At 59.5% G+C, this 13,139-nt stretch carries 11 protein-coding genes; 7 read left to right on the plus strand and 4 right to left on the minus strand.

Going from position 1 to position 13,139, the window contains the following annotated elements; genetic code table 11:
- Positions 1-29: 29 nt before the first annotated feature.
- Complete coding sequence (locus RA27_RS21205) at positions 30-251, minus strand: hypothetical protein (RefSeq protein WP_241484126.1); 222 nt, start codon at positions 249-251, stop codon at positions 30-32.
- Between the two features lie 328 nt (positions 252-579).
- A complete protein-coding gene (locus RA27_RS21210; RefSeq protein ID WP_039543676.1) occupies positions 580-2,238 on the minus strand; it encodes an NAD+ synthase in 1,659 nt (552 codons plus the stop codon).
- A gap of 153 nt (positions 2,239-2,391) precedes the next feature.
- Here RA27_RS21210 and RA27_RS21215 point away from each other — a divergent pair, with 153 nt between their 5' ends.
- The gene (locus tag RA27_RS21215; protein ID WP_039543679.1) at positions 2,392-3,882 is read left to right on the plus strand and encodes a 2-isopropylmalate synthase; all 1,491 of its coding nucleotides are present in this window, start codon (positions 2,392-2,394) and stop codon (positions 3,880-3,882) included.
- 7 nt (positions 3,883-3,889) lie between these two features.
- Here the strand turns inward: RA27_RS21215 and RA27_RS21220 are convergent, their stop codons facing one another.
- The gene (locus tag RA27_RS21220) at positions 3,890-4,555 is read right to left on the minus strand and encodes an SDR family NAD(P)-dependent oxidoreductase (RefSeq protein WP_039543682.1); all 666 of its coding nucleotides are present in this window, start codon (positions 4,553-4,555) and stop codon (positions 3,890-3,892) included.
- Between the two features lie 275 nt (positions 4,556-4,830).
- On the opposite strand from RA27_RS21220, the gene RA27_RS21225 reads away from it, so the two are divergent.
- Positions 4,831-6,399, plus strand: coding sequence for a 2-isopropylmalate synthase (locus RA27_RS21225; RefSeq protein ID WP_039543685.1), 1,569 nt, complete (start codon positions 4,831-4,833; stop codon positions 6,397-6,399).
- A gap of 177 nt (positions 6,400-6,576) precedes the next feature.
- Here RA27_RS21225 and rlmJ read toward each other — a convergent pair whose 3' ends face one another.
- A complete protein-coding gene (rlmJ, locus tag RA27_RS21230) occupies positions 6,577-7,362 on the minus strand; it encodes a 23S rRNA (adenine(2030)-N(6))-methyltransferase RlmJ (protein WP_039543688.1) in 786 nt (261 codons plus the stop codon).
- Between the two features lie 155 nt (positions 7,363-7,517).
- Here rlmJ and RA27_RS21235 point away from each other — a divergent pair, with 155 nt between their 5' ends.
- The 5 genes from RA27_RS21235 to rodA are packed head-to-tail and all read left to right on the plus strand — an operon-like array spanning position 7,518 to position 13,134.
- Positions 7,518-8,564, plus strand: a complete 1,047-nt coding sequence (locus tag RA27_RS21235; protein ID WP_039523195.1) for a rod shape-determining protein — start codon at positions 7,518-7,520, stop codon at positions 8,562-8,564.
- 56 nt (positions 8,565-8,620) lie between these two features.
- Positions 8,621-9,523, plus strand: a complete 903-nt coding sequence (mreC, locus tag RA27_RS21240) for a rod shape-determining protein MreC (protein WP_039543691.1) — start codon at positions 8,621-8,623, stop codon at positions 9,521-9,523.
- The gene (locus RA27_RS21245) at positions 9,516-10,052 is read left to right on the plus strand and encodes a hypothetical protein (protein WP_039543693.1); all 537 of its coding nucleotides are present in this window, start codon (positions 9,516-9,518) and stop codon (positions 10,050-10,052) included. The genes mreC and RA27_RS21245 overlap by 8 nt, the downstream gene beginning before the upstream one ends.
- Positions 10,049-11,998, plus strand: coding sequence for a penicillin-binding protein 2 (mrdA, locus tag RA27_RS21250; RefSeq protein WP_039543695.1), 1,950 nt, complete (start codon positions 10,049-10,051; stop codon positions 11,996-11,998). The genes RA27_RS21245 and mrdA overlap by 4 nt, the downstream gene beginning before the upstream one ends.
- Positions 11,995-13,134 carry a rod shape-determining protein RodA gene (rodA, locus tag RA27_RS21255; protein WP_039543696.1) on the plus strand — a complete coding sequence of 380 codons (1,140 nt, stop codon included), beginning with the start codon at positions 11,995-11,997 and terminating at the stop codon, positions 13,132-13,134. Before mrdA ends, rodA begins: the two co-directional genes overlap by 4 nt.
- The last annotated feature ends 5 nt before the right edge of the window (positions 13,135-13,139 follow it).

The raw sequence follows: 13,139 nt of genomic DNA on the forward strand, positions 1-13,139 counted from the left end.
GCAGAATCCGCCACGCATACATGTATCGATCAGGCTGCGCCGGACAGTTGTGCCCATTTCTGGCGCAGAACCTTGCTCAACCCCGGATCGGCCTGCATCACAAGCGGCTCCTGAGGCTGCAATACCGGGAATTCCGGCCGCAGCGGGACCGGGCCCGCTTCCATAACGGGCGTCGGTTCTTCCTGGCTCAGGATGTCTGCAATCGCGGCATCCAGCGCCTCTTCATCCAACTTACGCGGCGCGGATTCCATAGGCTTCCACTGCAACGGAGAATGAAGCGGTTTATCGTATCCATCTGTCATTTGACCAACAATACCTTTACTGACATCCACAACACGGACGCCTTTTCCCAGTTCAACAATCCCGGTCGTTAGGTCTGAAAATGGCAGGCCCACCTACCGGATTGCGTCACATCCGCCTCACATAAGGCGAACCCCTGTCACAAATGTGGCAAAAAATGGACCTCGGCACAAGCGAAACATACGATTCCAGCGCGCAAGCGACTGGAGTTCATAAACAATTCACATTCCTGATTTTTATTGCTGATAATTCAGCAACAATAATGCGCCGAGAGTGAACCTAGCTCCGGTCCCGCCAGCGATTCACAATCGGGTAGCGGCGATCCAGCCAGAACGCGCGCGGCGTCAATCGTGTGCCCGGCGCGGACTGAAAACGCTTGTATTCACTGATGTAAATCAGGTGTTCGACCCGTCGCGCTTCGACTTCATCAAAGCCCGCTGCAACGCAATCGGCGATCGAGCCATCCTGATCCACCAGAATATCGAGGATGGCGTCGAGCACGGGGTAATCCGGCAGGCTGTCGCTGTCTTTCTGATCTTCACGCAACTCGGCACTCGGCGGTTTGTCGATGACCGACGGGCGGATGACCTGGCCCTCGGGCCCCTTCATCCAGTCCCGGTGATTGGCGTTGCGCCAGCGGCAGGTCTCGAACACACGCGTTTTGTAAAGGTCCTTGATCGGGTTATAGCCACCGTTCATGTCCCCGTAGATCGTGGCGTACCCCACTGCGATCTCGGATTTGTTACCGGTGGTCAGCAGCATCTCGCCGAACTTGTTCGAGATCGCCATCAGCAGCAGCCCCCGCAGGCGGGATTGTACGTTTTCTTCGGTCAGATCCTCGTCGCGCCCGCCGAACAGCGGAGCAAGAGTGCTGGTCACCGCCGCCCTGCTTTCGGAAATCGGTACGTAGTCATAATGAACGCCGAGCGCCTCCGCGACTGCTTCGGCATCGTCCAGAGAGCCTTGGCTGGTGTATTCTGACGGCAGCATCACGCAGCGTACATTTTCGGCCCCGATGGCATCCACCGCTATCGTTGCAACCAGCGCCGAGTCGACGCCGCCCGACAGACCAAGAACCGCTTTCCCGAAACCGGTCTTGCCCATGTAGTCACGCAGGGATTGCACCATCGCGCGATAATCCTGCTCCCACACGTCCGGCTGCGGCACCACCTCGCCGGAGGCTATCCGCCATCCCTCATCGCCGCGCAGCAGGTCGATGTTCTGCACAACCTCATCAAAAACAGGCATACGGAACGCAAGCTCGCCACCGGGGTTCAGGCCAAAGGTGGCACCGTCAAAGATCTGGTCGTCCTGACCGCCCACCATGTTCAGATAAATCACCGGCAGCCCCGTCTCGACGGTACGCGCCACCATGTGGTTGAGCCGGATGTCATATTTATCGCGGAAATAGGGCGAGCCATTGGGAATCAGCAGGAACTCGGCCCCTGTCTCCTCAAGCGTTTCGGCGACGTCCTCATGCCAGCCATCCTCGCAGATCGGGCTGCCGATCCGAACGTTGCCGACCGCATAGGGCCCGCCCATCGGGCCTGCATCATAAAGGCGGACTTCGTCAAAGACAGTCTCATTCGGCAGATGATGCTTGAGAACCTTGCTGACGATGGTGCCGCCCCTGAGGATCAGATAGGCGTTGTACAACTTACCGTCGTCAATCCATGGGCCTCCGATCGCCAGCGCAGGGCCATCGGCGCATTCTTCCGCCAGTGCTAGTACGGCCTGCATCGCCGCTGTGTGAAACACGGGCTTCATCACCAGATCCTGGGTATTATAACCGGTGATGAACATCTCGGGCAGCGCCACCAGATCAGCCTGCGCCGCGCGCCCTTGCTGCCAGGCGGCCCTGGCCTTGGCGGCATTCCCTTCGATATCCCCAACCGTGGGGTTCAGCTGTGCCAGCGTGATGCGGAAACGGTCGGCCATTTTGCCCTCTTGCCCTCGTCAGTCCTTCAGGGATTTATCAGATCACACCGCAAGTAAAAGACAAATACGGCAAAAGCCGTTGCTCTGCCTTCGGCGGTATCCTAGTTTTGCGCCAACACAAACACGTCGTGAAAGCCGCAGGCAGGTACAAACATGAAAGCGATCCGCACATCCATTATCGCTGCAACGATCGCCACGCTGGCGCCCCTGGCGTCGGCCCAGCAGGACGGACAGGTTGTTATCAAAGATGACGAAGTCGGAGGTGTCTATGAGGGCACGTTCGAAAATGGCCTGCGGCACGGCACCGGCACCTATCGGCTGCCCAACGGGTTCGAGTATTCCGGCCAGTGGGTCGAGGGGGAAATTCAGGGGCAGGGCATTGCACGCTACGACAATGGCTCGGTCTACGAAGGTGATTTTGTTAAAGGTCAGCCCGAAGGACGTGGCAAAATCGTGTACCCCAATGGTCAGACCTATGAAGGGGAATGGTCCAACGGCGCGATCAATGGCACCGGTATCGTAACCTATGCCAACGGCCTGCGCTACGAAGGCGGCTTCAAAGACGCCCAGCACCATGGCCGGGGCATACTTACCGACCCGAATGGACATGTCTATGACGGCGACTGGGTCGATGGCCGAAAAGAGGGCAATGCTAAAATCACTTATTCCGATGGCAGTGCTTACGACGGCGAGGTAAAGGCCGGGTTGCGGTACGGCCAAGGCAGTCAGGTCTGGGTCGACGGCATGACCTACGACGGATCATGGGTTGAGGACCACATGCACGGGATGGGTCGTCTGGTTCAGCCCAACGGAGATGTCTACGAAGGCGAACTCGTCAACAACCGCCGTCAGGGCAAAGGCAAATCCATCTATGCCAACGGCGCAACCTACGAAGGCGACTATGCCGATGATCAGCGCCACGGTCAGGGCACATACAAGGGCGGTGACGGTTTCCAGTACACCGGCGAATGGCAGCAGGGTCAGATCGAGGGTCTGGGCGAGATGATCTATCCCGACGGATCGGTCTATGTCGGTGATTTTCAAGACGACCTGCCCCATGGCAAAGGACAGACAACCTATCCCGACGGCTCGGTCTACGACGGTGACTGGATCGCTGGCGTGTTCGAGGGCACGGGAACGGCAACGTACTCCAACGGAACGGTCTACAAGGGCCAGTTCAGAAACGCCCGCAGTCATGGCAAGGGCGTCCTGACCTTCGCCAATGGCTATCGCTATGATGGGGATTGGGCGGATGGCGTCCGGCAAGGCAAGGGCAAAGCGACCTTCCAGGATGGAACCGTTTACGAGGGCGATTTCCAGGACGGCAAGCGCCATGGCAAGGGAACGCTCACCCGCCCCGGTGGCTTCAGCTATACAGGCGAATGGGCAGACGGGAAAATAAACGGGGCCGGAACCGCAACCTATGAAACCGGGGATGTCTACGAAGGTAATTTTCTGAACAACAAACGCCACGGCGAAGGCACGATGCGTTTCGCGGGCGGTGAAGTTGAAACCGGGGTCTGGGAGAACGACACGCTGGCGCGTGAAACCGAGAACGCACCCGAGACACAAAGTCCCGGTGCAGAAGCCGAAACCCCAGAGCCTGAGCCCGATACCGAAAGCTCGGATACAAACGACGGCTAGGCCATCCCTACCAAGGCACGCGCTTTCCAGCCCAGTCGTAGAAACCGCCAGTGTCGGTTGGCGAAAGGCTGTCTATTACATGGAGTAGATTGGCGGCCGCTTCACCGGGTTCGACAGCCGGGTGGCGGCCGAGATATTTTCTCGTGAAGGCCGTCTTCACCGTACCGGGATGTAGCGCGACGCAAAGGGCGTGACTATGAGTGCGCGCCAGCTCAATCGCGGCCGTATGCACGATCTGGTTAACCGCTGCCTTGGCCGCTCGGTAACTTACCCAGCCGCCAAGCCTGTTATCTCCGATCGATCCGACACGCGCCGAAAGTATGGCGATTACCGATTTCCGATTACGCGGCAACAGCCGATGGACCTGCTTCAGCACCAATGTCGGGCCAACCGCATTCAGGGCAAACTGGTCTATCATCGCGCGTGCCGAAACGGCGCGCATCGACTTTTCCGGCCTCGCCCCATCAATCTCAAGCGCACCAGAAGCAACTATGATCAAATCGAACGGGCCGGCGAGCTTTGCCAACACTTGCTCAACCGCGTCAGGATTGGTCAGGTCAAACCCATCCACAGATCTGGACAGGCGCGTCACCGCAACGCCCTGCGCCTGCAGGTGATCGCTCAATGCGCGCCCGATTCCACCAGAAGCGCCAATTATCAATGCGGTTTCCATCAGGCCAAAGCTAGACGAAAACCCTGCCCCTTCAATATCCCACCCAAATTCCGCTGTGATTCAATTTCCCGCTTTTCATTCGCCTCATGCGCTGTATAAGCTGAACCCCATGATCAACCGCGCAGATATCGCCTTTGCCGACGCCGCACCCTGCGGCGCGTCGCTGCGTGGTCTACTGATCCTAATCCGCCTCTGAGCGTGCCAACCGGCGCGCCCGCTCAGAGGAGGACGCCCGCGCGCCAAAAGGCTTAGGACAGAAGAAGAAAGTGTACCCCATGACCAATGCAACCGACCAAGACCGCGTCTTGATCTTCGATACCACTTTGCGCGACGGCGAGCAGAGCCCCGGCGCAACCATGACCCACAACGAAAAGCTGGAGATTGCCGAGCTTCTGGATGAGATGGGCGTCGATATCATCGAAGCCGGATTTCCCATCGCCTCAGAAGGAGACTTCAAAGCGGTATCCGAGATTGCTGCGCGTTCGAAGAACAGCCGCATCTGTGGCCTGGCACGTGCCAATTTCGCCGATATCGATCGGTGCTGGGAAGCGGTGAAATACGCCGGAAAGAGCCGCATTCACACCTTCATCGGAACCTCTCCGCTGCATCGCGCGATTCCGAACCTGTCCATGGACGAGATGGCGGATAAAATTCACGAGACGGTCAGCCACGCGCGCAACCTTTGCGAAAACGTGCAATGGTCGCCGATGGACGCCACCCGGACCGAGTGGGACTACCTGTGTCGCGTGATCGAGATCGCGATCAAGGCAGGCGCCACGACAATCAACATTCCCGACACCGTCGGCTATACCGCTCCAGTGGAGTCGGCCGACCTGATCAAGCGCCTGATCGAGACCGTTCCCGGCGCGGATGAGGTGGTCTTTGCCACGCATTGCCACAACGACCTTGGCATGGCGACCGCGAACTCGCTTGCCGCCGTCGCAGGCGGTGCCCGTCAGATCGAATGCACCATCAACGGCCTGGGCGAACGCGCAGGCAATACGGCGCTGGAAGAGGTCGTGATGGCGCTGCGCACCCGCAACGACATCATGCCGTGGCACACGGGCATCGATACCACCAAGATCATGCACATCTCGCGCCGGGTGGCGACGGTGGCGGGCTTTCCGGTCCAGTTCAACAAAGCCATCGTCGGTAAGAACGCATTCGCCCATGAAAGCGGCATCCATCAGGACGGGATGCTGAAGAACCGCGAGAATTTTGAGATCATGCGCCCCGAAGATATCGGCCTCTCGGGCACCTCTTTGCCATTGGGCAAACACTCGGGCCGTGCGGCGCTGCGCGATAAGCTTGAGACGCTGGGCTATGAAGTCGGTGATAACCAGCTCAAGGATATCTTCGTACGGTTCAAAGATCTGGCCGACCGAAAGAAAGAGGTCTTTGACGATGACCTGATCGCCCTGATGTCGCTGGATGATGACGACGATTGCCTGCAGCTCGTGTCAATGAAAGTAACTTGCGGTACGGGGGGGCAGGCTGAATCGACGGTTGAGCTGGAGTTCGATGGCAAGGATGTCATCGCCACCGAGCATGGCGACGGACCGGTAGATGCGACCTTTAAGGCGATCCGTGCTATTTACCCCAACGAGGCACACTTGCAGTTGTATCAGGTACATGCGGTGACGGAAGGAACCGACGCGCAGGCCACCGTATCCGTTCGCCTGGAAGAAGATGGTATGATCGCGACCGGTCAATCTGCGAACACCGATACGGTTGTTGCCTCGGCCAAAGCCTATATTCACGCGCTGAACCGTCTGATCATGCGCCGTGAAAAGGCCGGCCCGGGCGCGGACACGCGTGAGATCAGCTACAAAGACCTGACCTGATCGCAGGCAAAACGAAGGGCTCCCGCACCCGCGGGTGCCCGGCTTCGCCGAACCCCCTTGCGGCTTTGGGCCGGGCAGCGCGCCGCCGGCGCGCTGCCCGGCCCAACTCGTTTGACAGCATCTCTGATGCAGGCGAACGAGGCGGGAGCACTACTGCCTATTTTTGGGAAAACAGCCTCAGAGCTGCGCAAACACTTTCGAAAGACGGGCCATCTCGTTTTCGATGCCAAAGGGTGCATTCAGCACGAACATGCCCGACCCGATCATCCGATGCCCCTCGCGCGCTGGGGGAAAACCCACCTCATGGCTCATCGCCTTCGGGTAACCTGCAGATTTCAGGGCTGCGATCATGGGTGCATGACGTGCGTCCGTTAGAAGCGGATACCAAAGCGCGATCACCCCGACATTCCATTTGCGATGCAGCTTGGCAATCAACCCCGGCATACGGTCGTAATCCGCTTTTACCTCATAGCTGGGATCTATCAGCATCATTCCCCGCCGAGGCGACGGGGGCAGCAGAGACTGCGCCAGCTCGAACCCGTCCTGCCGATAAACCTTCGCCCCATATGGCGACAGAGCCAAGGAAAGCGCCGCATGTTCCTGTGGATGCAACTCAGCCAAGTGCAGGCTGTCCTGATCCCGTAGTAGATTGGCCGCGATCAGCGGCGATCCCGGATAGGCCGCCGCACCATGGCGCGCCTGCACCGCCTCCAGCACCCGCGACATCGGATGATCGGCGGCAAACCAGCCCTCACGCTGCGCCCGTGCAATTCCCGCCGCGGCTTCTCCGGTTCGAACGGCCTCGACTGCGTCGAGCTGATACAGACCGCGCCCGGAATGCGTCTCAATGTAGCTGAGCGGCTTGTCTTTTTGCGTCAGGTAGCCCAGCACCCATGCCAATAAAGCGTGCTTTTGTACATCAGCCAGATTTCCGGCGTGGTAAATATGTTGATATGAGAGCATTTTGCCTTCTAAAGTCCCCAACAATAAGGCGGAAAGGTGCTGATTAACGCGGAATCAGCCCTTTTACCGGGCGAGTTGGCACCCTATAAGTCATCCGTCCCGGAACCGTCGAGTCGCGGGCAGTAGAAAAACCGACATACAGGATCAGGGGAAACATGGGGATCTTTGGCAATCTGGGCGGCCTGTTCACAGCGGACATGGCTATCGACCTTGGAACGGCAAATACGCTGGTTTATGTCAAGGGGCGCGGTGTGATCCTGTCAGAACCCTCGGTTGTCGCGTACCACGTCAAGGACGGCGTAAAGAAGGTTCTGGCCGTCGGCGAAGATGCCAAGCTGATGCTGGGCCGGACGCCGGGTTCGATCGAAGCGATCCGCCCGATGCGTGAAGGTGTGATTGCCGACTTCGACACTGCTGAAGAAATGATCAAGCATTTCATTCGCAAGGTGCACAAGCGCTCGACCTTTTCAAAGCCCAAGATCATCGTTTGCGTCCCGCATGGTGCAACTCCTGTTGAAAAGCGCGCGATCCGCCAATCCGTTCTGTCTGCAGGCGCCCGCCGCGCGGGCTTGATTGCCGAGCCGATTGCAGCAGCGATTGGTGCGGGGATGCCCATCACCGATCCGACCGGCAACATGGTTGTTGATATCGGTGGCGGCACCACCGAGGTCGCCGTTCTGTCGTTGGGTGACATCGTCTATGCCCGCTCGGTCCGCGTTGGTGGTGACCGGATGGATGAGGCGATCATCTCATACCTGCGTCGCCAGCAGAACCTGCTGGTGGGTGAATCCACCGCCGAACGCATCAAAACCACCATCGGCACCGCGCGTATGCCCGACGATGGCCGTGGCCAGTCGATGCATATCCGGGGGCGCGACCTGCTGAACGGTGTGCCCAAGGAAATCGAGATCAGTCAGGCTCAGGTCGCCGAAGCTCTGTCGGAACCCGTGCAGCAGATTTGCGAGGCGGTAATGACCGCTCTGGAAACCACGCCACCCGATCTGGCGGCCGACATCGTCGACCGGGGCGTGATGCTGACCGGCGGTGGTGCACTGCTGGGCGATCTGGATCTGGCGCTGCGCGAACAGACGGGGCTGGCCGTGTCGATTGCCGATGAAAGCCTGAATTGTGTGGCTTTGGGCACCGGCAAGGCGCTGGAATACGAAAAACAACTGCGCCACGCGATTGACTACGAAAGCTAAGGCGCGCACCCTTGTGGGGTGAGAACTCGGGCACGAGCAGCACGGGAAGGTAACCTGTGGCAAAGGACCGATCACAGCGTGACGAATACACGACCCCCCTGCGCCGTTTGCTTCTGGGGATCGTTGTTCTGTGCCTTCTGGGTATCTTTCTGGTCTGGCGCATCGACAGCCCGCGCGTCGAACGGTTCCGCGCTCAGGTGGTGGACACGGTTGTGCCCTCTATGGAATGGGCGATGGTGCCGGTTACGGCGCTGGTGAACCTCTCTCGTGATTTCCAAAGCTATCAGCGCCTCAGCGAACAGAACCAGGAACTGCGCAGCGAACTGCGCCTGATGCGCGCGTGGAAAGAGGCCGCGTTGCAGTTGGAACAGGAAAACGCCCGCCTGCTGGATTTGAACAATGTGCGGCTTGATCCGCGTTTGACCTACGTCACCGGTGTGGTGATGGCCGATAGCGGCTCGCCCTTCCGGCAGTCGGTTCTGCTGAATGTCGGCGAGCGGGACGGTATCATGGATGGATGGGCCACAATGGACGGGATCGGCGTTGTAGGACGCATCTCGGGCGTGGGTCCGGACACGGCCCGCGTTATCCTGATGACCGATGCGTCCAGCGTCATACCCGCTACAATCCAACCGTCAGGCCAGACCGCGCTGATCGCGGGCGACAACACGTCGGCACCCGCGGTGGAATTTCTGGAGAACCGAGAGCTTGTACGCCCCGGTGACCGGGTCGTGACATCCGGCGATGGCGGCGTGTTCCCGGGGGGCTTGCTGATCGGTCAGATCACGGTTGATCCGGGTGGCAGGCTGCGCGTGCGACTATCGGCGGATTTTGAACGGCTCGAATTTCTTCGCGTACTGCGCTACCAGTCGGCCCCGCCGATCACCGATTCAGGAGATATCGTCGGCCCCCGCCGACCCGAAGCGTCGTTGACCCCGCAGGAGGTCAACGATGGATAGGTCTGTCTCGTACCTGTGGGCCAAGCGCGGCCTGTACGTCGCGCTGGCGATGTTTGTTGTGTTTCTGCACCTGCTTCCGCTGGATACAAAACCTGATCGCCTGCCTTTTCCCGACATCCTGATAACGCTCACTTACGCATGGGTCTTGCGGCGATCCGAATATGTTCCGATTCTGATCATCGCGTTTGTCATGTTCATGGCCGATTTGCTTTTGCAGCGCCCGCCCGGTCTGCTGGCGGCGTTGGTTGTGCTCGGTGCGGCGTATCTCCGCGCGGCGGCGCCGGGAATGCGGGATGCCGGGTTCATCAGCGAATGGACAACCGTGGGCGCCGTGATCACCGTTGTATTTGCGCTCAACCGAATGATTCTTGCGATCCTGTCGGTCCAGCAGGCAACTCTGGGGCCGGTGGTGGTTCAAGTGCTGATGACAATCGCTATATATCCGCTGATCGCTTTGCTAAGTCAGAGCGCGTTTGGAGTGCGGCGCAAGTCAGCCGCCGACAGCGGGATGCCACGGGTGCGACCATGAAACAGCGTAAACCAAAACCTCAGGGCCTCGCTTACAAGCGGCTGCCGCGTCGTGCCCTGATTCTCGGCGGGCTGCAGACGGCGTTTATCGGAGGTCTGGCCGCCCGAATGCGTTTCATGCAGGTCGATCAGGCGGACGAATACCGCCTTCTGGCCGAGGAAAACCGGATCAACATCCGCCTGATCCCGCCAACCCGGGGTCGAATCTATGACCGTAACGGACAGATCATCGGACAAAACTCGCCCTCCTATCGCATTGTCATCGTGCGCGAGGACGCGGGCGATATTGACAGCGTCATTGCCAAACTGTCCGACCTGATCCCGCTGACCGGGGACGAGATCGAGCGCGCGAAAACGGAAATGCGACGCTCGGCACCCTTTTTGCCGGTCACTCTGGCCGATCAGGTGACGTGGGAGGATATCTCGAAAGTTGCGGTCAACGCCCCCGCCCTGCCCGGCGTCACGCCCGAGGTTGGGATGACGCGTCAGTATCCCCGCTACGAGGATTTCGCTCATGTCGTCGGCTATGTCGGTCCGGTCAGCGACTATGACCTGAGCCAGATCGAAGATCCCGAACCGGTTCTGCGTATTCCCCGCTTTCAGATCGGCAAGGTGGGACTGGAGGCCAAACAGGAAATCAGTTTGCGCGGCAAAGCGGGCGCCAAACGGGTCGAGGTCAATGCCACCGGCCGTGTCATGCGCGAACTGGACCGGCAGGAAGGCCTGGCCGGGGCCGATCTGCAACTGTCCGTCGATGCTGACCTTCAGCAATACGCGCAGGCCCGATTGGCCGGAGAGAGCGCCGCAGCCGTTGTGATCGACTGCGAAACCGGGGATATCCGCGCCATCAGCTCGGCCCCGAGTTTCGATCCGAACCTGTTCGTGCGTGGTATTTCAGTGGCCGACTACCAGATGCTGACGCAGGACAAGTACCGGCCGCTGGCCAACAAAACGGTTCAGGGTACCTATCCACCCGGATCGACCTTCAAGATGATCACCGCAATGGCCGCGCTTGAGGCCGGCGTGATCAGCCCTTCCAGCACGGTCTATTGCCCCGGCTACCTGAAGGTCGGCAGCCGCCGCTTCCATTGCTGGAAACGTGGTGGGCATGGCTCGGTCGACCTTGAAACCTCGCTGAAGCGCAGCTGTGACGTTTACTATTACGACGTCGCCCTGCGGGTTGGGATCGACAAGATATCCGAAATGGCAAACACGTTCGGCCTGGGCGTCAAACACGACATTCCGATGTCTGCCGTTGCCGCGGGTCTCGCACCCAATCAGGAATGGAAGCAACGCGTGCACGGGCAGGACTGGCTGGTGGGCGATACGGCAAACGCTTCGATCGGGCAGGGCTTCATGCTCGCGTCACCGCTGCAACTGGCGGTCATGACCGCACGACTGGCAACCGGTCGGGCTGTAAAGCCACGCCTCGTCCGTTCGGTAAACGGGGTCGAACAGCCCTCGGGTGCAGGCGAGCCGCTGGCGGTTAACCGAAACAACCTCGAGCAGGTTCGCAAGGCAATGTTCTCGGTCTCAAACAGTCGCCGTGGCACTGCCTATCGCAGCCGGATCATCACGGATGACTTCCGCATGGCCGGTAAAACCGGCACCAGTCAGGTGCGCAACATCACCAAGGCCGAACGCGCCGCCGGCGTCATCCGCAACGAAGACCTTCCATGGGAGCGGCGTGACCACGCGTTATTTGTCAGCTTCGCACCTTATGACAACCCCAAGTACGCCGTGGCCGTGGTCGTGGAGCACGGTGGCGGTGGGTCCAAGGCGGCCGCTCCGGTCGCGCGCGACATCATGCTTCAGGCGCTTTATGACGGCACGCCACCGCTCGAAGCCTACCCGGCGGGCGACCGGGATCGCATCAAGGAACAGCAAAAACGGCTTGAGGGCGATCGTCGTCCCAAGGCGCGTCCTGACGAAAAGGACCGCGCATGAGCTATCTTGAATATGCCGTCAAATCCACGCCATCGGGATTCAGAAAATTTCTGTACATGAACTGGCCTCTGACGCTGCTGCTGATCAGTGTCGCCAGCGCCGGATTCCTGATGCTGTACTCGGTGGCCGGTGGGTCCTGGATGCCCTGGGCCGAGCCCCAGATGGAACGGTTCGGGCTAGGCCTGACGGTCATGTTCATCATTGCGCTGGTACCGATCTGGTTCTGGCGAAACATGTCGGTCGTGGCTTATCTCGGCTCGATCGGACTGCTGATCGTGGTAGAGTTGTTCGGCACCATCGGCATGGGCGCGCAGCGCTGGATCGATCTTGGCTTCATGCGCCTGCAGCCTTCTGAGGTGATGAAAATCTCGCTGGTAATGGTGCTTGCAGCTTATTACGACTGGTTGCCCGCACACAAAACATCGCGACCGCTGTGGGTGATCATCCCGGTCCTTCTGATCCTGTTTCCGACCTTTATGGTCCTGAAACAACCCGATCTCGGCACCTCGATTCTGCTGCTGGCCGCTGGCGGGGGCCTGATGTTTCTGGCCGGTGTTCACTGGGCCTATTTCGCAGCCGTGATTGCGGCGGGGGTCGGACTGATTGCGACCGTGTTCAACAGCCGTGGCACGGAATGGCAGCTGCTGAAGGATTACCAGTTCAGGCGCATCGATACGTTTCTGGACCCGTCGACCGATCCGTTGGGAGCGGGATATCATATCACACAGTCCAAAATTGCACTGGGTTCGGGGGGCTGGAATGGGCGCGGGTTCATGGAGGGCACACAATCGCGCCTGAACTTCCTGCCCGAAAAACACACCGATTTCATCTTCACGACCTTGGCCGAGGAGTTCGGATTTGTCGGTGGCATCACTCTGCTGATCCTCTACGGTCTGATCCTGATCTTCTGCATGGTCACGGCGCTATCGACCAAAGATCGTTTTTCTTCGCTCGTGACACTGGGCATCGCGCTCAACTTCTTCCTGTTCTTTGCCGTCAACATGTCAATGGTGATGGGGCTTGCCCCGGTCGTTGGGGTGCCACTGCCGATGGTCAGTTATGGCGGCTCCGCCATGCTGGTTCTGATGGCAGCATTTGGCATCGTGCAGAGCGCCCATATCCACCGCCCCCGCTGAGAGGT

The sequence above is a fragment of the Ruegeria sp. ANG-R genome (assembly GCF_000813985.1).
GTDB lineage: Bacteria > Pseudomonadota > Alphaproteobacteria > Rhodobacterales > Rhodobacteraceae > Ruegeria.

What these genes read in the sequence shown, in the direction of transcription:
- RA27_RS21205 (WP_241484126.1), bottom strand. Translation starts at nt 251, where the DNA reads ATGGAATCCGCGCCGCGTAAGTTGGATGAAGAGGCGCTGGATGCCGCG.
- RA27_RS21210 (WP_039543676.1), bottom strand. Translation starts at nt 2,238, where the DNA reads ATGGCCGACCGTTTCCGCATCACGCTGGCACAGCTGAACCCCACGGTT.
- RA27_RS21215 (WP_039543679.1), top strand. Translation starts at nt 2,392, where the DNA reads ATGAAAGCGATCCGCACATCCATTATCGCTGCAACGATCGCCACGCTG.
- RA27_RS21220 (WP_039543682.1), bottom strand. Translation starts at nt 4,555, where the DNA reads ATGGAAACCGCATTGATAATTGGCGCTTCTGGTGGAATCGGGCGCGCA.
- RA27_RS21225 (WP_039543685.1), top strand. Translation starts at nt 4,831, where the DNA reads ATGACCAATGCAACCGACCAAGACCGCGTCTTGATCTTCGATACCACT.
- rlmJ (WP_039543688.1), bottom strand. Translation starts at nt 7,362, where the DNA reads ATGCTCTCATATCAACATATTTACCACGCCGGAAATCTGGCTGATGTA.
- RA27_RS21235 (WP_039523195.1), top strand. Translation starts at nt 7,518, where the DNA reads ATGGGGATCTTTGGCAATCTGGGCGGCCTGTTCACAGCGGACATGGCT.
- RA27_RS21245 (WP_039543693.1), top strand. Translation starts at nt 9,516, where the DNA reads ATGGATAGGTCTGTCTCGTACCTGTGGGCCAAGCGCGGCCTGTACGTC.
- mrdA (WP_039543695.1), top strand. Translation starts at nt 10,049, where the DNA reads ATGAAACAGCGTAAACCAAAACCTCAGGGCCTCGCTTACAAGCGGCTG.
- rodA (WP_039543696.1), top strand. Translation starts at nt 11,995, where the DNA reads ATGAGCTATCTTGAATATGCCGTCAAATCCACGCCATCGGGATTCAGA.